Annotated in this window: 19 protein-coding genes; 9 read left to right on the top strand and 10 right to left on the bottom strand. The window is 69.1% G+C overall.

The window, feature by feature from the left end; translation table 11 throughout:
- The first annotated feature begins 15 nt into the window (after positions 1-15).
- Positions 16-1,485, top strand: coding sequence for a tetratricopeptide repeat protein (locus FBT69_06640; protein ID MDL1904478.1), 1,470 nt, complete (start codon positions 16-18; stop codon positions 1,483-1,485).
- Between the two features lie 16 nt (positions 1,486-1,501).
- On the opposite strand, the gene FBT69_06635 is transcribed toward FBT69_06640, so the two are convergent.
- Positions 1,502-3,013 carry a hypothetical protein gene (locus FBT69_06635; protein ID MDL1904477.1) on the bottom strand — a complete coding sequence of 504 codons (1,512 nt, stop codon included), beginning with the start codon at positions 3,011-3,013 and terminating at the stop codon, positions 1,502-1,504.
- Between the two features lie 15 nt (positions 3,014-3,028).
- The gene (locus tag FBT69_06630) at positions 3,029-4,546 is read right to left on the bottom strand and encodes a hypothetical protein (protein ID MDL1904476.1); all 1,518 of its coding nucleotides are present in this window, start codon (positions 4,544-4,546) and stop codon (positions 3,029-3,031) included.
- 75 nt (positions 4,547-4,621) lie between these two features.
- Here FBT69_06630 and FBT69_06625 point away from each other — a divergent pair, with 75 nt between their 5' ends.
- Complete coding sequence (locus tag FBT69_06625) at positions 4,622-4,882, top strand: NifU family protein (GenBank protein ID MDL1904475.1); 261 nt, start codon at positions 4,622-4,624, stop codon at positions 4,880-4,882.
- A gap of 164 nt (positions 4,883-5,046) precedes the next feature.
- Positions 5,047-5,259, top strand: a complete 213-nt coding sequence (locus tag FBT69_06620; protein MDL1904474.1) for a carbon storage regulator — start codon at positions 5,047-5,049, stop codon at positions 5,257-5,259.
- Positions 5,260-5,310: 51 nt separating this feature from the next.
- Here FBT69_06620 and FBT69_06615 read toward each other — a convergent pair whose 3' ends face one another.
- The 4 genes from FBT69_06615 to FBT69_06600 form a co-directional block, all read right to left on the bottom strand.
- Positions 5,311-5,781: a nucleoside-diphosphate kinase gene (locus tag FBT69_06615; GenBank protein MDL1904473.1), complete on the bottom strand. Its 471-nt coding sequence runs from the start codon at positions 5,779-5,781 to the stop codon at positions 5,311-5,313.
- 66 nt (positions 5,782-5,847) lie between these two features.
- Positions 5,848-6,561 carry a hypothetical protein gene (locus FBT69_06610; protein MDL1904472.1) on the bottom strand — a complete coding sequence of 238 codons (714 nt, stop codon included), beginning with the start codon at positions 6,559-6,561 and terminating at the stop codon, positions 5,848-5,850.
- A 416-nt stretch (positions 6,562-6,977) separates the two neighbouring features.
- Entirely contained in the window at positions 6,978-9,017 is a 2,040-nt protein-coding gene (locus tag FBT69_06605) for a S9 family peptidase (GenBank protein MDL1904471.1), read from the bottom strand.
- 198 nt (positions 9,018-9,215) lie between these two features.
- On the bottom strand, positions 9,216-10,190 hold the full coding sequence (locus tag FBT69_06600; GenBank protein ID MDL1904470.1) for a DUF58 domain-containing protein: 975 nt from the start codon (positions 10,188-10,190) through the stop codon (positions 9,216-9,218).
- 56 nt (positions 10,191-10,246) lie between these two features.
- Here FBT69_06600 and FBT69_06595 point away from each other — a divergent pair, with 56 nt between their 5' ends.
- Positions 10,247-11,065 carry a hypothetical protein gene (locus FBT69_06595; GenBank protein MDL1904469.1) on the top strand — a complete coding sequence of 273 codons (819 nt, stop codon included), beginning with the start codon at positions 10,247-10,249 and terminating at the stop codon, positions 11,063-11,065.
- A gap of 13 nt (positions 11,066-11,078) precedes the next feature.
- Here the strand turns inward: FBT69_06595 and FBT69_06590 are convergent, their stop codons facing one another.
- On the bottom strand, positions 11,079-11,753 hold the full coding sequence (locus FBT69_06590; GenBank protein MDL1904468.1) for a hypothetical protein: 675 nt from the start codon (positions 11,751-11,753) through the stop codon (positions 11,079-11,081).
- On the opposite strand from FBT69_06590, the gene FBT69_06585 reads away from it, so the two are divergent.
- Positions 11,533-12,810, top strand: a complete 1,278-nt coding sequence (locus FBT69_06585; protein ID MDL1904467.1) for a sulfite exporter TauE/SafE family protein — start codon at positions 11,533-11,535, stop codon at positions 12,808-12,810. The two genes, FBT69_06590 and FBT69_06585, sit on opposite strands and share 221 nt — an antisense overlap.
- A 137-nt stretch (positions 12,811-12,947) precedes the next feature.
- Positions 12,948-13,787 (top strand): protease HtpX, encoded by an 840-nt coding sequence (locus FBT69_06580; protein MDL1904466.1) that lies wholly within the window; start codon positions 12,948-12,950, stop codon positions 13,785-13,787.
- A gap of 3 nt (positions 13,788-13,790) precedes the next feature.
- Here FBT69_06580 and FBT69_06575 read toward each other — a convergent pair whose 3' ends face one another.
- On the bottom strand, positions 13,791-14,639 hold the full coding sequence (locus FBT69_06575; protein ID MDL1904465.1) for a pyrroline-5-carboxylate reductase: 849 nt from the start codon (positions 14,637-14,639) through the stop codon (positions 13,791-13,793).
- Between the two features lie 60 nt (positions 14,640-14,699).
- Between FBT69_06575 and FBT69_06570 the strand changes: the two genes are divergently transcribed.
- From FBT69_06570 to FBT69_06560, 3 genes are all read left to right on the top strand, one after another.
- The gene (locus tag FBT69_06570) at positions 14,700-15,728 is read left to right on the top strand and encodes an acetyl-CoA carboxylase carboxyltransferase subunit alpha (GenBank protein ID MDL1904464.1); all 1,029 of its coding nucleotides are present in this window, start codon (positions 14,700-14,702) and stop codon (positions 15,726-15,728) included.
- 214 nt (positions 15,729-15,942) lie between these two features.
- Positions 15,943-16,773 (top strand): hypothetical protein, encoded by an 831-nt coding sequence (locus tag FBT69_06565; protein MDL1904463.1) that lies wholly within the window; start codon positions 15,943-15,945, stop codon positions 16,771-16,773.
- Positions 16,662-17,465 carry a hypothetical protein gene (locus FBT69_06560; protein MDL1904462.1) on the top strand — a complete coding sequence of 268 codons (804 nt, stop codon included), beginning with the start codon at positions 16,662-16,664 and terminating at the stop codon, positions 17,463-17,465. Before FBT69_06565 ends, FBT69_06560 begins: the two co-directional genes overlap by 112 nt.
- A 10-nt stretch (positions 17,466-17,475) precedes the next feature.
- Here the strand turns inward: FBT69_06560 and FBT69_06555 are convergent, their stop codons facing one another.
- Positions 17,476-18,003 carry a DinB family protein gene (locus tag FBT69_06555; GenBank protein ID MDL1904461.1) on the bottom strand — a complete coding sequence of 176 codons (528 nt, stop codon included), beginning with the start codon at positions 18,001-18,003 and terminating at the stop codon, positions 17,476-17,478.
- Between the two features lie 127 nt (positions 18,004-18,130).
- Positions 18,131-19,147, bottom strand: coding sequence for a thiazole biosynthesis adenylyltransferase ThiF (locus FBT69_06550; GenBank protein MDL1904460.1), 1,017 nt, complete (start codon positions 19,145-19,147; stop codon positions 18,131-18,133).
- Between the last annotated feature and the right edge of the window lie 84 nt (positions 19,148-19,231).

Raw genomic sequence — 19,231 nt, 5'->3', positions numbered from 1 at the left:
ACCCTGCCTTTCGTCATGCCCCCACGACCAGCGACTGCTCGCCCTTCGCCTCAGTTGCACGAGGCTCTCCGGCTGTACCTGAGCGGCGATCCGCTCGGCGCGGAAGCCGCCTGCCGTGACGCCCTGCGCCGCGAGAAGTCGAACCCGCGGGCCTGGCATCTCATGGGCCTGTGTCTCAACGCCCTCGGGCGTTACGCCGACGCCCGGCAGCACGCCCGGCGCGGCGTCGAGATCACGCCGGACGATCCCGAGCTGCTCCAGCTCCTCGCCATGACCTACAACCGCGAGGGTCGATACGACGAGGCGCTCGGCGTTCTCGACACCGCCTTCGCGCGTCGGCCCGACCACCTGGGCCTGGCCGCAGCCCGATCCGAAGTTTTGTTCCAGGCGCGCCGCTACGACGAGGCCGCCGCAGCCGTCGAGCCGTTCCTCGCCGATGACCCGCCGCACGTCGCCGTCGCCATCGCCTTCGGGCAATCCGCCCGTCGCGTCGGCCGCGAGGAGCAGGCGGTTGATCTGCTCCGCCGCGCGAACGCCGCACCGGACGTCCCCCTGCCCCAGCGCATCTCCTCGCTCTTCATCCTCGGCAATCTGCTCGACCATCTCAGACGCTACGACGAGGCTTTCGCCGCCTTCGACGAGGCCAACCGCATCAAGGGCGAACGTCCCGACATCGACGAATATTCCGCTTCCATCCGCCGCATGCTCGACGCCTGGACGCCGGAGCGCATCCGCACGCTTCCGCGGAGCCTCGAAACCAGCGACATGCCCGTCTTCATCGTCGGCATGCCCCGCTCCGGCACCACGCTGACCGAACAGGTGCTCTCGGCGCACCCACGATTCCACGGCGCGGGCGAGTTGCGCGACATCCATACCCTCGTCGGCGAACTTCAGCACGGCGTCGAGGGCGGACAGTGGCACTTCTTTTCGCTCGAACGGCTCGCCGAGCGACCCCTCACCCGCTTCGCACGCCGGTGGATCGAACGCATGCGCCGTGCCGCCCCGGGGGCTTTGCGCGCCAGCGACAAGAATCCGCAGAACTACCTCCACCTCGGCCTCATCTGGGCCGCGTTCCCGAGCGCAAGGATCGTTCACTGCGTCCGCGATCCGCTCGACACCTGCCTCTCGTGCTACTTCCACGACCTCGGCGGCCCGCACGTCTCCATCGGCTCCCTCCGTGCAATCGGGCGTTGGTACGCCGAGTATCGTACGGTCATGCGCCACTGGACCACGGTCCTTGACGTACCGATCCTTGAACTTCGCTACGAGACCATGGTCGAGCGGCCCGACGAGACCAAACGCCGCCTGATCGAGTTCGTCGGCCTCGAATGGCACGACGCCGTGATCGAGCATCACGCGGTCGATCGCCCCGTGCTCACACCGAGCGTGGACCAGGTTCGCCGACCGATCTACAAGACCGCCGTCGCTCGCTACACGCACTACGAGCCACACCTTGCGCCCCTGCGTGAAGCGCTCGCCGAGTGAGCGTGCCCGCGGCGCGTCAGGACGCGAGCCAGACCTCCACCATCACCAGTCCCAACGCTGCAGCGCCGACGATCGCGCTCGACAGTTTCACGCGACGCGCGACCGCATCGATCCGCATCCGGTCCAACGGCGCCCCAACCAGAGCGCGCAGCCGCCTCCGCCGCAGCCCGATCGACCCGTGTCGCCACGAGAACCGCTCAGGTTCCGACCCGTTGAGCATCGCAACCCGCCCCAGCGCGCTCGCCATCGCACACGCCGCCTCGTGCGAGACGGTCCCCGCGGCCTCGGGCGGCGGTGGATGCACGCTCTCGCTCAGATACCGGGCCGCGAAGGCGTCAGCCTGCCATTCGAACCGACGGCTGACGTACCCGAACACCGCAAGCCCGAAGGCGAGCGAGACCATGACGACGCCGATCGCGGGCCACCCGTTCACCGGATCCATCCCAAGAACCCTGCCCATCGCGCTCGCGCCTGCACCGGCCACGGTCGCACACCCCAGAAACGCCACCGCCAGCCACGGCGCGTGCCGATGCCACACGTGCCCCACCTCGTGCGCCATCACCGCCTCGACCTCGTCCGTCGGCAGACTCTCGAGCAGGGCATCGGTCAGCAGCACGTACCGCGCCGGCCCGAGAAACCCCACAACCGCGCCGTTGAGCAGCGTCCCGTCCGTCCGCCACACCAGCAGTCCGCGCACGCGCACGCCGTTCGATCGCAGCACACGCTCCAGTCGATCCCGCAGCTCCCCTGCCCCGAGCGGCACGGTGTCCCACAACCAGCGCAGCGCGAGCGGAAGCAACGCGATCACCACAACAACGCCCGCCAGTTGCAGCACGCCCTGCACCGGCGCAACGAGCTCCGGCCGCACCGCCCAAGCCGGCAACGCGATCGCCCATCCCGGCGCGGTGGGCAACCCCGGCGTTGCCGCTCGCACACCCGCATCCGCCAGCACGGCCGACTCAGCGAGCCACAACACCGCCTCCGCCCACCCCAGGATCAGTGCGACCGGCACGGCAGCAAACAGCACGTGATGCCGCGTTGCCTGCAGCACGAACGCCCGGCGCGTCGGCAGTGTGGGCACGTGCAGACCCTCGTCGAAGCGGCGCATCAGCATCGCCTCGCGCAGCCGACGCTCGACCGGGTAGATCGCCCACCATCCCGCGACGAACACCGCCAGCGGGGGCAGTGCAGCGAGCAACTCATCCACCAGCAGCAGGTCGCCCACGCCCGCACGCACCGCGTCCAGCCACCCCACCGCCAGCACGTTCCACGCGTGCAAGGCCACCGCCGCCGGCCTTGACCACGCGACCACTCGCTCAGCCCGACGCGCCTCACGCACGTGCCGTGCCGCGTCCAGCCGCCGCCGGCACCCCCACACCCACACGGCCACGAATCCAACCAACGCCACCATCGGCGCGAGCGACACCGCGGCCGCAACCGGCGCGCTTAACCCCCCCGGAGCCTCCACCTCCAGCGCATCGCGGAGATTGCACACGACGAAGACCGCGATGACGAGCAGGTGCATCATGCCCCGCGCCGCGCCTCACTCCCCCCGCGGCCGCCGCACCTCACCGAGGTCGATCAGCACGCCGTCCGGCTGGTACAAGTCCGCGTTCAGCACGTCGCGGTCGATGCTCGTGAAGACCAGGCTCGTTCGCCCCAGCCGCGCCGCCGTCACCAGGTCCGGCATGCTCGGCCCCGCGAACTCACGGTTCCGAGCCTTCTGAGCATGGAAGTGGTAGTGCGCCAGCGCGCGATCGCTCGCATCGATCATGTCCTGCGATGCGACGAACTCACGGTCGTGCCGCCGCTGGCTCGCCCGCGGCACGAACAGCACCGCCCGCATGCGCCCCCCCTCCGCCTCGATGATCCCGCCGTACTCCGTGGTGCCGTCGTCGCGGTCGAGGTCCGCCTGCCGGAACAACTCCCGGCGGACTCGATCTTCCGCCAGCGCATCGTCGATCGCGAGGATCGTCAGCAGGTCCGCCCATGTCAGCCGTTCTTCCCAGTCCGAGAGCCGATCCGGATGCGGCTTCGTGAAGTCCGTGTCGTCCTTCACGCGCCGATAATGCCGCCGATCCGCCAGCCGCGACCGTACTTCCGAGAGCAGTTCTCCCCGCCCCGCCGCGACCCACTCGGGCCGGTTCGCCGTCGCCCAACGGATCGGCTCCGCGTGACGCAGCCCCATCCCACGCCGGCGCTCCGAGTCCAGCGACGCGATCGCCCGCGTCGCCTCGCCCCACCATGCCGCATTTTCACGCTTTGACCCGTCGCGCAGCGAGCGCAGCCACTTCAGTTCCTCCCCTGTCACCGGCGCGGCCGCCAGATCACGGAACGCCGCGCGGACGTCCTCCACCGCCGCCCGCGACTCCCCCGACGCGCCGGACGTGTCCATCGTCGAGAGCATCTCCGCCCGGCGCACGCCCGTCGGGTCGAGCCGGCCGAGCAAGTCCCACGCGCTCGCCCGCACTCGCTCGTCGTACCGCGCGTCTCCCGGCCCCGGGTCGGTTTGCGGGTCGAGGAACGTGCCCAGCACCACCTCCTCGACGGGCCGACCGGGGTGCAACGCCTCGATCGCTCGCCATTCCGCCCGCTCGTTGTCCTTCACCGAGAGCATCGGCCTCGACAGGCTTCGCACCAGCGCGCTCGTGGCATCCGTCCACCCATTCCGCGCAGCCGCTGTCCCCAGCAACGCGACCACCTCCCGGTCCTGCTCGTGCGGCAGCATGAGCGACACCAGCTGCCGTGAGTCCGCTTCGTTCTCCCCGTCCGAGAGCACCGCCCGCAGCGCGGCCAGACGCAACTCTCTCGGCTCCGCCCGGCTCCACGCGATCGCCTTGTACGCCTCGCGCGTTACGTTCCGGTCCGTCGCGTTTCCCGCAGAAACCTCCCACGCCGGCCCGACCGCATCGACCCTGGCCTTGGTCGAGAGTTTCGTGTTGCGGACGTCGCTCAGCGGGTCCGCCGTCCGCGTCTGACCCCCCGCGCTGCCGCACCCGCCTGCCACGAGCACCGCCAGCGCAACCGCAGCACACCATCCGCCCTGTCGCGTCGTGTTCATCCTGCCCGAGTCTACACCCGCCCGACAACCCAACCGGCGACTACCATTCCCCGTCGCACGACGCGACGCGAGATCATGGCCAAGACCGCTGCACACTCCGACACGCCCACCCTCCGCGACCGCGTTGCGCGCGTCATTGAACTCATGCGCCCGGCTGTCCAGGCGGACGGGGGCGACCTCGAACTCGTCGGCGTCACCCAAGGCGGCCTCGTCCGCATCCGGTTCCACGGGGCCTGTGTCGGATGCCCATCCGCCAGCATGACCCTCCAGATGGGCATCGAGCGCAATCTCAAGGCCCATATCCCCGAGGTGTCGGCCGTCGAATCGGTCGAGTGACTCCCGGCCCGCCCACTCCCTTACAAAATCCGTTCAGCCGGCGGGCCAATCAAAGGAACTGTTCCAAGCATCTGGGCACAAAGTGTTTGTGTCAGCCCCCCGATCCGGTATGCTCCGGGCGGTGGACCGTGGCTGGACGCTGCGGGTAATCGGAGGCGGTCAACATGCTTGTCATCACCCGGCGCGAGGGCGAAGAGGTCGTCATCGGCGACCCGCGGCACCCTCTCGGAGTCGTTCGCATCGCGTCGATCAAGGGCGAGCGCGTGCGCGTCGCCTTTGACTTCCCGCGTGACGTGGACATTCACCGGCGCGAGATCGCTGACCAGATCGTCAGTGAGGAACCCGCCGTCGCTGACGCCGCTGTTGCCGCCCGCTGAACCACGATCTGCCATCGACCGGTCAACGGGCGGTGTCCGCCCGTCCGCCCGTCACTCCGGCTTGCCGCCCGAGAGGTCGTAGACCCACCCCTCGACAGCCCGCTCGTAGCTCAACACCTCGCCAGGAGCGAAGAACAGGCCCAGTTCCCGCTCGGCCGCCTCGGGGCTGTCCGAGCCGTGGATCAGGTTGAAACTGTTTGATACGCCGAAATCGCCGCGGATCGTCCCCGGCTCGGCCTTCGACCCGAAGGTCGCCCCCATCATCTTGCGGCAGACGCCGATCGCCCCGTTCCCACGCACCGCGAGCACCAGCACGGGCTGGCTCGTCATGAACTTCACCAGGCCCGGATAGAACGGCTTCTCCCGGTGGGCCTCGTAGTGCCGCGCGGCAAGTTCCTGGGAGATCCGCATCAGTTTACACCCGACGATCTGCAGGCCCTTGTCCTCGAACCGCCCCAGAATCCGCCCCATCAGCCCCCGCTGCACCGCGTCAGGCTTCAGAATGATCAGCGTCGTCTCCATGCTCGGATTGTCTCCTGTCTCGTGTGGGCCGAACCATAGCCCCGGAGACGCGCAGGCTCCGCGCCGTCACTCGAAGAGATGGGAGGCGACCCCGCCCGCGGCCATCACGCCGCCCCCGAAGCCGAGGAGCACGGAGAATCCGAGCGTCGCCAACATGCCCGCCACGAGCGCCGTCCCGCAAGGCCCCCCGATCCGAATGCCAAGCGGGCCGGTACACCGCCCCCACCGATCCGCCCAGGCGACCAGGCACCCGAAACAACCAAGCCCCCAGAGAAAGAGCCCGAGGAGAGACACTCCCATCAGCACCTTCGCATCCGTCCCGGCGCTTCGATCGACAAGTGCGGCGACCAACGCGATCGCCGCACACAACGGTGCGACCAGCCATGGACCGTGAAGGATCGGAAGACAACGAACCCAGTTGGCGTACAGCGCATGTCGTGCAGCCGGGAGAGCCAGCCTCGTCACCAGCCAGCCCACGAACCAACTCCCGGCGACCATGAGGCTCATCAGCCCGAACGCCGCCACCATGGCGCCCCAGTGCCAGCCGAGCACACCCGCCCCCAACGCGTACACCGGAATCACCGCCCCGTACAGCCTCAGCCTCGACGCCCGGAGTGCAGGCCATGCATGTTCGACGCCGCGGACTCGCTCGCTCAACGCGATCTCGCTCGCCCCGACGTCGGCGCCGCACTCGGGACACCGCCCCATCGGCAGGCTGCCGACGCAGTAACCGCACTCGCGGCAGGTCATCCCGTCGGGGAGGCGTTCAGATTCGGTCAAAGCCGCGTCCTTTGCCGTGCGTGCCGTCGCTGTCGGGTACGAAGGGCGTGGTTGTCGCGTTCGAGCGTCCCGAAACCGCCCCGCGATATCTTGGGATAGAGACCCGTTTCGTGGGCCAGTTTACCCAGATTCACACTCGCGCAATCTCTGCAAATCACCGGTGAATGTCGGGTTGCACGGCCCAACGACACTCTGTATCTTCGTGTCGTGCGCTCACGACGGCGCACCGCGGCGCGTGCGTTCACCGCACCGCCTCGTGGGCAACCCCAGGCAGGAAGCCCGATTTGTCCGAACGCCGGCGGCGCGGTCCGCCGGTTCAACCTCGCCCCACCCCCCGGCCGCCGGGATGTGAGACGAGAGCGCCCGGAGGAAGCGCTCCGTTTCGCGCCCGGCGGCCGGTCCTTTTGTCAAGTCGCTCACTCAACGTCCATCTGCAGAGCGCGCACCAGGAAGCCGTAGATGTCCGCCGCTTCCTCGATGCGCTTGCTCGTCGGCTTGCCCGCCCCGTGCCCCGCCCGCGGCTCGATGCGGATCAGCGTCGGGTTGGCGCACGACTGCACCCGCTGCAACTCCGCCGCGAACTTGTAGCTGTGCCACGGCGCGACGCGGTCGTCGCCCTCCGCCGTTGTAACGAGCGTCGGCGGATAGCACGTCCCCTCGCGCAGGTTGTGGTAGGGCGAGTACGCAAGGAGCGTGCGGAACTCATCCTCGTTCTCCGCGATGCCGAAGTCGGTCTGCCAGTTGCGCGCGTTCGCGCTCTGCAAGTGGTAGCGCAGCATGTCCATCACGCCGACCGCGGGCAAGCACGCTCCGAACAGGTCCGGCCGCTGCGTCATGCACGCCCCGACCAGCAGCCCACCGTTGCTGCCCCCCTGGATCGCCAGCCGCGGAGTCGAGGTGTACCCGTTCTCGATCAGCCACTCCGCCGCCGCGATGAAGTCGTCGAAGACGTTCTGCTTGTTGGCCTTCGTCCCGGCGACATGCCAGTCCTTGCCGTACTCACCCCCGCCGCGGAGGTTCGGCATCGCCCAGATGCCGCCCATCTCGAGCCACACGATCCGCGTCACGCTGAACGAGGGTGTCATGGACACGTTGAACCCGCCGTACCCGTAGAGCAGCAGCGGCGCGCTCCCGTCGAGGCTCACGCCCCTGCGGTGGACGATGAACATCGGGATCCGCGTGCCGTCCTTGCTCGCGTAGAAGACCTGCTTCGTTTCGTAGTCATCCGGGTTGAACCGCACGTCGGACCGCTTGAACTCGCGTGCCGCGCCGGTGCGCACGTCGAGCCGGTAGATCGTCGAGGGCGATGTGAAGCCCGTGAACGAGAAGAAGGTCTCGGGGTCGTCGCCCCGCCCGCCGAAACCGCCCGCGGAGCCAAGCCCCGGCATGTCCACGTCGTAGGCGTGCGTGCCGTCACGTTCGAACACCCGCACCATCGAGTGCGCGTCGCGCAGGTACGACGCGACGATCCGCCCGCCCACGTACGACACGCTCCCGAGCGTCTCCGCCGCCTGGGGCACGACCTCGCGCACCGCTTCGGGCGTGTCGGCGTCAATGGCGATCACCCGGCGCAGCGGGGCGTCCTTCGTCGTCGCGAAAATCAGTTCATCCCCCTCGTTGCCGACGAAGTTGTACCGCGCGTCCCACTTGTCGAACAGCGGCCGCACCTCAGCCCGCCCCTCGCCCGGCGCGGCGATGAACACCGCGTTCGTCAGATATCCGTCAAAGATGGACACGATCAGGTGCCGGCCATCCTCGGTCACGCCCGCGTACGGGTTCCAGGTCGGATGGTCCGGCGCCTCGTAGACCTGCACGTCGGCGTCCTGGGCCGTGCCGAGCCGGTGCCGATAGACCTTCACCGCCTGCTGGTCGTCCGCCTTGCCGTTAGCCCCGATCGGGTACCGGCTGTAGTAGAACGCCGTGCTGTCTCGCTCCCACGAGACGCCCGTGAACTTCACGTGCCGGATCTCGTCCGGCAGATGAATGCCGGTGTCGATCTCCATCACTCGCCAGACCTTCCAGTCCGATCCACCGTCCGAGACCGCGTACGCGATCCGTTTCCCGTCCGGCGAGACCGAGTACGACGCGAGCGCGACGGTGCCGTCACCCGAGAACGTGTTGGGGTCGATCAGCACGCGAGGCTCGGCGTCCAGCGAGGGCGCCCAGTAGAGCACGTTCTGGTTCTGCAAGCCGTCGTTCCGCTCCCAGAAGTAGCGCCCGCCTTCCTTGAATGGCGTGGTGTACCGCTCGTAGTCCCACAGCTCGCGGATGCGGGCCGCGATGCGGTCGCGTTCCGGTACGTCCGCGAGCCACGTGAACGTCAGCTCGTTCTGTGCCGCGATCCATGCCTGCGTCTCGGCAGACGACTCGTCCTCCAGCCAGCGGTACGGGTCCGCGACGCGGACGCCGTGCATCTCCTCGACCACGTCGCCGCGACGGGTCTGCGGGTAGTCCATCCCCTGCCCGAGCGCGGCGGTCGGGCAGACGTGCACCACCGCACAGAACACGACGACACACGCGGCCTGAACAAGGGCGAACCGGATACGGCGCGGCATGGTCAACCTCCATGGTGCCCGGGGCGGGCACAAGCCAATCCTACCCGGTCGCGCCTGTGTCGCGATATCCCGCATTCAGCTCCCGAACGCGGCGATCCGCTACCCGAGCAGCCCGCGCCGGCGGAGCGAGCCGAGCAGCAGGTCGCCGGGGTCCGTATCGCTGCGAACGATCTCATGCGCCGCGCTGCGAGCGCGGCAGGCCGCTCGGACAGCCGCGACGTGGTCCTCCAACCGCCGCTTGTACGCGCGGATGAGCGCGCCAGAGAGCGTGACCTCCGCCGTCGAGCCGCTCTCGGAGTCCGTGAGCCGCAGGTCGCCGACGAGGCCTCGCTCGGCGTCACGCTCAGGCTCCAACTCGCCCGGCGAGAGAACGTGGATCGCGTAGGCGTCCACATCGTGCCCGCCCACGAGGTAGTTCAGCCCTTCGGCCAGACCGGCGCGGAACAGGAAGTCGCTCACGAGCACGACGACGCCCTTGCCCCTGCGTGACAGCGCGAACTCCCGCATCGCCCCGGCGAAATCCGGCTCGGCCGCGGCGCCCGCCGGCCGCTCGCTCATGCTCTCGACGAGAAACGCCGCCAGCCGCTGGACGTTCCGGCGTCCGCGCATCGGCGCCAGCCTCCGCAGGCGCGCCCCGCCCGCCGCGCCAAAGACTGCCACGCTCACGCGGTTCTGGTTCACCAGGCCGAGGTAGCCCAGCCCCATCGCCAGCCTGTGCGCGAACAGCAGTTTGCTGGGCGAAGCCTCGGTTGCACCGGCTTCCATCGACGCCGAGCCGTCGATGACGACGTGCAGCCCGAGATCCTCCTCCTCGCGGAAGAGCTTGATCAGGAACTTGTCGAGCCTCGCGTAGACGTTCCAGTCCAGGTGCCGCAGGTCGTCGCCCGGCGTGTAGTCGCGGTAGTCGTCGAACTCGACGCTCCTGCCGCGGCGTTTGCTCCTGCGCTCACCCGGCAGGCGGCCTGCGAAGACGCGCCTGCTCAGCAGGTCGAGCCGGTCCAAGCGCGCGGCAAGCTCCGGGCCGATCAGGTCCTCGACCGTGCGGACTCGCTCGGCGTGCGGGGTAATGAGCACTCAGGCCCTCCATCGGGTGCGCGTGGTAGAGTACGCGGGAACGAACGGAGGCGACCATGGCCGCGACCTTCCTGCGATGGTGCGTGCTGGCGTGTGTGATCGGAACGCTGGAGCCGTGCGGCGTGCTCGCGCAGGACGCCGCGCCCCAACCTGCCGCGCCCGATGCGCTCCGCGCCGAGAACGACTCGCTCCGCGCCGAGGTGCAACGGCTGCGTGCCGCTCTGGACGAGGCCCTGCGTCGCTTGGCAGCGGCCGAGGCTGCGCTGGCCCGACTCGGTGCGCCCCTCGGTACAACGACGGAAGACACCGAGCCCGCAGCAGTCGATGCGCCAGCCGATCCGCTCGCTTCGCCCGTTTCGATGCTGGTCGAGTTGCGTCGCCGGTACGAACGCGACCTCGCAGGAGCACCGTCCGACGCCGCGGCGCGACGAGCGGCGGTCGCGGCGTGGTGCAGGTCCATCCGCGCGGAGCTGAAGGGCCGCCGCGAGTGGCTGGTTACGATCGCGCCTGTCGAGGAGCCTGGTGTCTCACCCTCGCGTCCGGAGGCGATGGTGCGCATCTACGACGAAGCCCTGCTTCGCCCGATCGGCGAGGCCGTGCGTGTCCGCATCCCTGCCCGCCACGCCGCACAGGTTCGCGGCCGACCGGACCAGCGCCTCTGGACGCTGACCGCCAACGTCGCCGCGGCTCCGCGCTTCGAAGAGCGGCGTGAGACCGAGGGCGTCTTCAACCATCCGCCGTTCATCGGGCCGTATGCGGAGTTCGCGTTCGAGTTGGAGTGGGTGTCGCTGACCGCCAGCCCGCGTGTGCTGCCCGCACCGCCCGACGCCGCGCCGAGCGCAACGCCTCCGCCCGCGCCGGGGCAGCCCCGTTAGCGACTTTCAACTTTCAGCGGAATCGGCGCGGATTGTCCGGCGGCAGCCCGTCCGCGTACTCCCACACCACGACCCGCAGCCGCTGCACGCCCCATGCGCGGGCCTCCTTGTGCGTCGGCATCATCACGTCGAGCCGCCGGCCCTTGATGGCCGAGCCGCGATCCAGCACAGGAACGATCCGATCCTCGTCGTATCCGGGGATCGAGAGCAACGAGCCGAAGGGAAGGACCGAGGTGTCCGCGGCGACAAGGCGCATCGCGTTCGTCTCGACGGAGTGGAGCGTCGCGGTCAGGCCGTCATCGAACGGCGCGCACGAGCGAGCATCAGGTGAATAGGCGGTGACCGTCATCCACATCACGCGGGCCGGGCGCACGGGCCGGCCGTTGAACCAGCGCACCTCCGGCCCGTACTCGGGCTGATCGCTCGATTCAGCGGACGGTGCGGTGTTCTTCTCGACGACCTCGCTCATGTCGATCAAGGCAGCGCTCGTTGCAGGCACCGGAGCGAACGCGGACTCGACAAGCCGGGACGGCCGCTCGACCGCGGCCAGCGGGGTCACGCCCGTCGTGCGCTTCGCAAGCGCGGCTGTCGAACCGACCATCACCGCCAATGCGACGAACGCGCTCGCTTCCAGCGCGATCCTGCGTCGGCGCGCGGCGTGCGCACTCCCGGCGTGGATGCAGCCCATCGCTTTTCGCCTCCGACGATGCCGCACACAACGCCGGGTTTGGCCGCCACCAACGGCCGTCGCCCGAGGCCCGCCGATCACCACCACCGACGGGACTGCGGCAGAGCGGGAAGTCTACCTCGGCGCGCACGCGGTGCAAGCCCGACTTGAGCAACCGCGCACGGATGTTGTTCGGTTATGCGGACCATGCCCATCCCAGCCCGCACAGACCGCAGGCCCGCCACTACCATCGCCCGACCACGCCCGGAGCAATCGCGCCGTGTCCCCTGCCGAAATAGCCATCGCCGCCGCAATCGGGCTGGTCGCGGGCCTCCTCGGGGGTTTGTGCGGGATCGGCGGTTCCATCGTCATGCTGCCCGCATTGGGGCTGCTCTTCGGGTACGACGACGAACAACGCACGCGACACCACCTCTACATGGCTTCGGCGATGCTCGTGAACGTCGTCGTCGCCTTCGTCGCTCTCCGCCAGCACACGCGGGCTGGCGCTGTGCGAGGCGAACTCGTGCGACTCATCCTCCCCGCCATGGCCGTCGCGGTCGTAGCGGGCGTGCTGTCGTCCAACGCCTTTCCGGGCACGGTGCCCAAGCTCGCGCTCGTCGCGTTCATCTTCGCGTTCACTCTCTACACGCTCTTCACCACCGTGCGGTCGATCCCAGACCCCCCCCCTGAGGCGCAGCGGTGTTCCCCCGCGCTCTTCGCGGCGATCGGTCTTGTGACCGGCTTCCTGGCGGGATTCCTCGCCATTGGCGGCGGGATCGTGCTCGTGCCGCTCCTGCAGATCGCTGCCCGCGTGCCCTTGCGCAACGCCATCGCCACCAGCGCGGCCGTCATGTGGCTGACCGCGCTCGTCGGCGCGACGCTCAAACTCGCCACGCTGCCCCGGCTCGGCCTGCCGACCTCGCCCGCCCTCGCCCTCGCCGGCGCGATGGCGATCGGCGCTGTCGTCGGCTCGACCCTCGGCGCACGCCTGACGCACCGACTGCGCCTGCCCCACCTGCGCCTCGCCGTCGCACTCGCGCTCGCCGCTGCGGGTGCCAGATTGGCAGGCCTTCTCTGAGCCCTACGCCCTCTCGGCACGCCAGTCCGCCCCGAGTGAACCTCAATCGCGTTCATGCGAACACGCGCCGCGGCCCGGCGTATGCATACGCGCGAACGATCGCCTGGCTCGTCGGGATCGTGGCACAGGAGGACCGCATGACCGCTACCGCCTTCGTCAACAACGCCAAGACCGTGCTGCTGCTGGGCACGCTGACGGGCATGTTTGTCGCCGTGGGTGCAACCTTCGGCGAGCGTCTCATCCTGCCGTTCCTCGTGATGGCGGGGGTGATGAACTTTCTTGCCTGGTTCTTCTCGGACAAGGTCGCCATCGCCGCGATGCGCGGGCGCGAGGTCGACGCGCGGACGGGCGGCGAGTTGTACGCGATCGTGCACCGGCTTGCGGACCGGGCCGGGCTACCCATGCCGAGGGTCTACGTCTGCCCACAGGATGCGCCGAACGCGTTCGCAACGGGTCGCAGCCCGCGCCATGCCGCGGTCGCCGTGACGCAGGGCGCGCTGCGCGTGCTCGACCCGGACGAACTCGAGGGCGTGATAGCACACGAGCTCGCCCATATCAAGAACCGCGACACACTCACTTCCACCGTCGCGGCCACGGTGGCGGGCGTGCTCGCCGCCGTCGCCCAGTGGGGGTTCATCCTCGGCATGGGCCGCAACCACGGCGGCAACCCGATCGTCGCCCTGTTCACGATCATCCTCGCCGCGGTCGGCGCGGCCATTATCAAGGCAATGATCAGCCGCTCGCGTGAGTTCGTCGCCGATGCTGACGGCGCCCGTATCGCCGGTTCGCCGTGGGGGCTTGTCAGCGCGCTCGAAAAACTCGACCTCTACGCGAAACGAATCCCGATGGACAACCCGAACCCCGCTCAGAACAACCTGTTCATCGTCGAGCCGCTCTGCGGCAACTCGGTTCTGCGGCTGTTCGCCACGCATCCACCCACCGAGCAGCGCATCGCCGCCCTGCGACGGCTGGCCTGATCGTTACGCTCCACCCGACAGGGCGCGACCCCGATCCCGCGCCGCGACCACGGCGCGAACCACCGCTTCGCGCACCCGCGCCGATTCGAGCACGGCGACTGCCGCTGCCGTCGTCCCCCCCCTGCTCGTCACCGCGGCTCGCAACGCGGCAGGCTCCTCATCGCCGGATTCGAGCAGCGCGCCCGCTCCCGCCACGGTCGCCCGCACGGCCAGCAGCGCTGTCTCACGATCGAACCCCGCCTCGACCGCCCCCTCGACCATCGCCTCGGCGAGCAGGAAGACGTACGCCGGCCCACTCCCCGCCACGGCAGTGAAAGCGTCCATGAGCGACTCGTCGATGCGCACCACGCGACCAACCGCTCTGAACAATCCGGCTGCCTGAGCGGCGTCATCATCGGTCGCGCTCACACCCGTCGCGATCGCGGTAATCCCCTTGCGCACCCTTGCAGGCGTGTTCGGCATCGCCCTGACGACGTGCACCCCCCCGCCGAGCGTGGCGCGGACCCGCTCCGTCGTTGTGCCCGCGAGAATCGAGACGACGAGTCGCGAGCCGCCCTTGAGCGCGAGCGCGAGCGGCGCGGCCGCCTGGTCGAACACCTGAGGCTTGACGGCCAGCACGAGCACGCCGCTGCCAGGCGTCGATTCAGTCCGTTCGAGCCACCGCAGCGCGCCCGACCCTTCAACGAAGGTCTCGCACCCGACCGACTCGAACCACGCCCGTGCGCCCGCGTCCGGATCGGCAGCGCACACGCCGCCCGGATGGAGCAAGCCGGCCTCCAGCGAGCCGGCGACGATGGCTCTGGCCATGTTGCCGCCGCCCACGAAGGCCACCGGGTTCGGCACGTGGTCCATGCCCCAGCCTACGCGAGCGGAGGCACGTGCGATAGACTTCCCCCGCACGGGAGGAACGGCATGAGCACGTTCTATCAACTCGAGTTCGAGCGTCCGCTGACGGAGCTGGAGCAGCAGATCGCGGCTGCCGAGGCGGCCCAGCGCGAGGGCCTGACGCCGCAGCCGATCCCCGCGTTCGGCGGAGTGAGCGAGACGGCCGTCGTCGAACCGCCCCCCGACCTGAACGAACTGCGAGCACGCCGCGAAGAACTGATCGTGCAACTCTACTCGCGACTCTCGCCGTGGGACACGGTCCGCGTTGCGCGGCACCCGAACCGCCCGCAGACCCGCGACTACGTGGCCGGGTTCTGCCGCGACTTCTGCGAGCTGCACGGCGACCGGCGCTTCGGCGACGATCCCGCGATCGTGACCGGCTTCGGGCGCATCGGCTCGATCAAGTGCCTCATCGTCGGGCACCAGAAGGGCCGCAACACCGGCGAGAAACTCGCCTGCCACTTCGGTTGCGCCCACCCGGAGGGCTACCGCAAGGCCCTCGCGAAGATGAAACTCGCGGAGAAGTTCGGGCTGCCCATCGTCACGCTCGTGGACACGCCGGGCGCCTACCCGGGTCTGGGCGCGGAACAGCGCGGTCAGGCAGAAGCCATCGCCGTCAACCTGCGCGAGATGAGTGTGCTCCGCACGCCGATCGTCTCCGTCATCATCGGGGAAGGCGGCTCGGGCGGCGCGCTCGGCATTGCCGTTGCCGATCGTATAGCGATGCTCCAGCACGCCTGGTACTCCGTCATCAGCCCCGAGGGCTGCGCCGCCATCCTTTGGAAGCAGGCCAACGAGCAGACGAACAAGGCGGCCGCCTCGGCCCTGAAACTCACGGCCGCGGACAACCTCGAACTCGGCATCATCGACGCCGTCATTCCCGAGCCGCCGGGCGGCGCGCACCGCGACCCGGCGCTTGCTGCGGCGAATCTCGAACGCTGGATCGTCGCTCAAGTCATGGAACTGCGCGAACTGAACCCGGATGTGCTCGTCGAGCAGCGGTACGCAAGGTTTCGTCGCATGGGCAAGCACGAATCCGTGCCTAACCGTTCCTGACCCCCCATGCCGCCGCCCTGCCCCCCCTTTGACAAGCTGGGTGGGCCTCTGTACCCTTCCGCCCACCCCGCGACCGGCCCACCGGCCGCACGACGCTGGCCAGGATCGGAAATCAAGGGGAAACGCCGGCTTTACGGCGCAAGGAACGCCCCGCTTGGCCAAAGCGAAGCCCACATCCAAGTCCACGGGTAAGGCACCGAGCAAGAAGGCGCCATTGAGGGGCAGTGGCACGGGCCGAAAGCCAGCCGTCGCTGCGGGAAAGCCAAAAACGGCCGCCAAGCCGTCCGTGAAGAAGGCTCCCCCGAAGCCCGCAGCAAGCAAGTCGAAGCCTGCCGCACCCGCGAAGTCGGCCGGCAAGCCCGCCCCGAGCAAGGCGGCCGCCGCTCCGAAGGGCGCGAAGAAGCCCGAGTCCAAGACCACGTCAAAGCCCGCCACGACTCCCCCCCCCGAGCCGGCGAAGCCGAACCGCAAGGGCATCACCATCGTGGCGCCCAAGCCCGCACCGAAGAAGGCGAAGGCCGCCCCTCCCCTCGCACCGATGCCCGCGGCTGGCACCCTGCTCGGCCCCGGAACACCGAAGCGCAAGCCGCTGATCCCGTCCGGACCTGGCGCTCCGGCCGTCGGCCTTGCCCTCGACGAGGACGCCGCAGCGAGCAGGAAGCGCAAGTCGCCGTTCACCAAGCGGCAACTCGAAAAGTACCGCTCGATCCTGCTGGCCAAACGTGCGGAACTCGTCGGCGACATCGGCAACATGGAGACACAGGCCCTGCGTGGCCAGAGCGGCTCGCTCTCGCACACGCCGCAGCACATCGCCGAGCAAGGCTCCGAGACCTACGAGCAGTCGCTTGCGCTGGACCTCGCCGCTGCCGACCGCCAGTTGCTGCGTGAGATCGAGGCCGCACTCCACCGGATCAACGACGGGACCTATGGCGTGTGCGAGATGACGGGCAAGCCGATCAACCCGGAGCGGCTCGAAGAGCTGCCCTGGGCGCGGTACTCGATCGAGGCCGCACGCGAGATCGAACGCCGGGCCGGCCGACTGTGAACGACCAGACGACGCCAAGCGACCCACCCGCTCCCCCACCACCGGACGAACACGGCACGGCGTGGCGGTCGCGGGCCGCGTGGATCACGCTCGCCCTCGCTGTCGTTGCCTCACTCACCGCCGACCTGGCGACGAAGCACCTCGCCTTCCGCCACGTCGCCGAACGACCGGTGACCGTCGAACGCTCGATCGTTCTGCAAGCCTCTGAGTCCGGCGTGGGACTCGGCGTCCTCATCCCCGCCCACGAACCAGTGGTCGTCGTGCCAGGCCTGCTCGAGTTCACGCTCGTGCTCAACGAGGGCGCAGTCTTCGGCATCGGCGCGGGGTGGCGCGCGGCGTTCATCGCCCTCACGCTCATCGCTGTCGGCTTTGGCGTCTGGGTCTTCGGCGCCTGGAGCGGGCCGCGCAACCGACTCGCCCACGCCGCTGTCGGCCTCGTGCTCGGCGGTGGGCTGGGCAACCTCTACGACCGCCTCGTTTTCGCCTGCGTCCGCGACTTCATCCATCCCCTGCCGGGCGTCAACCTCCCTTTCCGTCTGCGCTGGCCGGGCAGCGGCACCAACGAACTCTGGCCCTGGGTATCCAACGTCGCCGACCTGCTCCTTCTCATCGGCATCGGGGTGCTGGTCGTGCACGTCTGGCGCAGGGGAGAGCCAAGGCAGAAGCCCGCGATCACGGAGCACGCGCCCTGACGCCTGCCCGTCAGAACACACGCCCCATGCCCATGCAGCGACGCCACGCGCTGATCTGGCCCATGTGCATCATCTGGTGCCCGCCGAGGTAGAACCCGAGCAAGCCGGCCCTGGTGTGGAACCGCTTCGCGAAATCGCTCGGCACCCCGTGCGGCTGGGCAAGCATGTCATCGCCTACTTCCGGCAGCGCAGCCAGCAGTTTGCGATGACCGGCGAAGTAGTGCTCCGTAATGCGGTCCAATCGCGGATAGACCTTCCAGTCCGGATCGTCCACGCACTCCTTCCCGGCAGCGAAGAGGTCCTCGAAGCCCGCGGGGTTGGGAACGAAGTCCTCGCCCAGCCCCGCCAACGCAGCGATTCGCTTCGGATAGATCGACAGGTGCCCGAGAATGAAGGCAGGATGGTTCGTCTGGATGACCAGCCCGGAAACGCGAGGGAGCGAAGCCGTCTTCTCCGCGGGGATGTCCTTCATCAGCATGTCCGCGAATCCGACGCTCAGTCCACCGTTGTCCGCGATGGCCTGCCCGAGCGTGCCCATGTGTACTCTCCTTGCCGTTACGGTGTGCGTGCCGCGAGTGTAGGCCGGTGCTGCTATTGCACGGACGGGTACTCTGGCTTGTCTTCCGCCTGCCACTCCGTCGCTTCTTCACGCTGTCAGTGCAACCTCACGACCCCACGTACTTCGCATAGATCGCCCGCGCCCGCTCAGCCCGCAGCGTGCCCGAGACGATCGCCCGACCGTCGCTGAACACGGTGAGCGTGCACGCCCCGCCGCCGTCGCCCGGTTCCGCGCCGAGTTCGCAACGCACGAGGAACTCGTTGGCCGCGACCGCGCCGTGCGTCACGAGCCGCCCCGCGAGCGCGGGCAGATCCACACCGCCGTTGCGCTGCGGCAGCACCTGCACCGAGTTGCGCCCGCAGAGCGTGGTGGTGCGTGTCCCCGCGACGCCGCGGAGGTAGTCGAAACGGCGCCCCACGCAGCATGGACAGTCCGCCCGGCGCGACGATCGCAGGTCGAAGCGGCGCACCCGCGACGGCCAGAGATCAAACTCGATGAGTTCGCCCCCCAGAGCATCGACGCCGATGAGCAGCCGCAGCGCCTCCGACGCCTGCCACGCAGCCGCCATGACGACCGTCGGCCCGAACACCCCGGCCGTATCGCAGGTCGGCAGCACGCCGGGCGGCGGCGGAGCATCGACGAGGCACCGCAGGCACGGGGTGCGCCCGGGAATCACGGTCATTGTCGTGCCGCACGTGCCGACGACGCCCGCGTACACGAAAGGCACGCCGCGTTCGACCGCGAGGTCGTTGAGCGCCAGCCGAGTCTCGAAGTTGTCGGTACCGTCCACCACGACGTCGATCGTCCCCTCCGCGAGGTCTTCCGCGGCATCGCCAGTGAAGTCCGCGACGTGCGCTTCGATGGCCACGCCCGAGTTCACCGCCGCGAGCCGCCGCCGCGCTGCCTCAGCCTTCGGCATCCCCAGATCGGTCTCGGTGTAGAGGGTCTGCCGCTGGAGATTTGTCGGCTCGACGAGGTCGCGGTCGATCAGCACGAGCCGGCCGACGCCGGCCCGCACAAGCAGGTCCGCAGACACCGACCCCAGCGCACCGCACCCCACCAGCAGTACGCTCGATGCCGTGAGCCGACGTTGCCCGGCCTCACCGATGCGGGGAAGGAGCATCTGCCGGTGATACCGCGCGAGGTCGTCCACTCGAAACTGTAGGAACGCGCGGACCGATCAACCCGCGGCACGCCCCATATGCTC

It is taken from the genome of Synechococcales cyanobacterium CNB (assembly GCA_030263455.1).
Taxonomy (GTDB): Bacteria; Planctomycetota; Phycisphaerae; order Phycisphaerales; family UBA1924; genus CAADGN01.
This window is presented reverse-complemented; position numbering and strand designations above follow the sequence as displayed.

Coding starts and splice junctions, on each gene's coding strand:
- FBT69_06585 (MDL1904467.1), top strand. CDS start 11,533: ATGTCGATCAAGGCAGCGCTCGTTGCAGGCACCGGAGCGAACGCGGAC.
- FBT69_06615 (MDL1904473.1), bottom strand. CDS start 5,781: ATGGAGACGACGCTGATCATTCTGAAGCCTGACGCGGTGCAGCGGGGG.
- FBT69_06630 (MDL1904476.1), bottom strand. CDS start 4,546: ATGAACACGACGCGACAGGGCGGATGGTGTGCTGCGGTTGCGCTGGCG.
- FBT69_06570 (MDL1904464.1), top strand. CDS start 14,700: ATGAGCACGTTCTATCAACTCGAGTTCGAGCGTCCGCTGACGGAGCTG.
- FBT69_06580 (MDL1904466.1), top strand. CDS start 12,948: ATGACCGCTACCGCCTTCGTCAACAACGCCAAGACCGTGCTGCTGCTG.
- FBT69_06555 (MDL1904461.1), bottom strand. CDS start 18,003: ATGGGCACGCTCGGGCAGGCCATCGCGGACAACGGTGGACTGAGCGTC.
- FBT69_06595 (MDL1904469.1), top strand. CDS start 10,247: ATGGCCGCGACCTTCCTGCGATGGTGCGTGCTGGCGTGTGTGATCGGA.
- FBT69_06625 (MDL1904475.1), top strand. CDS start 4,622: ATGGCCAAGACCGCTGCACACTCCGACACGCCCACCCTCCGCGACCGC.
- FBT69_06575 (MDL1904465.1), bottom strand. CDS start 14,639: ATGGACCACGTGCCGAACCCGGTGGCCTTCGTGGGCGGCGGCAACATG.
- FBT69_06640 (MDL1904478.1), top strand. CDS start 16: ATGCCCCCACGACCAGCGACTGCTCGCCCTTCGCCTCAGTTGCACGAG.
- FBT69_06590 (MDL1904468.1), bottom strand. CDS start 11,753: ATGGGCTGCATCCACGCCGGGAGTGCGCACGCCGCGCGCCGACGCAGG.
- FBT69_06635 (MDL1904477.1), bottom strand. CDS start 3,013: ATGATGCACCTGCTCGTCATCGCGGTCTTCGTCGTGTGCAATCTCCGC.
- FBT69_06605 (MDL1904471.1), bottom strand. CDS start 9,017: ATGGACTACCCGCAGACCCGTCGCGGCGACGTGGTCGAGGAGATGCAC.
- FBT69_06550 (MDL1904460.1), bottom strand. CDS start 19,147: ATGCTCCTTCCCCGCATCGGTGAGGCCGGGCAACGTCGGCTCACGGCA.
- FBT69_06620 (MDL1904474.1), top strand. CDS start 5,047: ATGCTTGTCATCACCCGGCGCGAGGGCGAAGAGGTCGTCATCGGCGAC.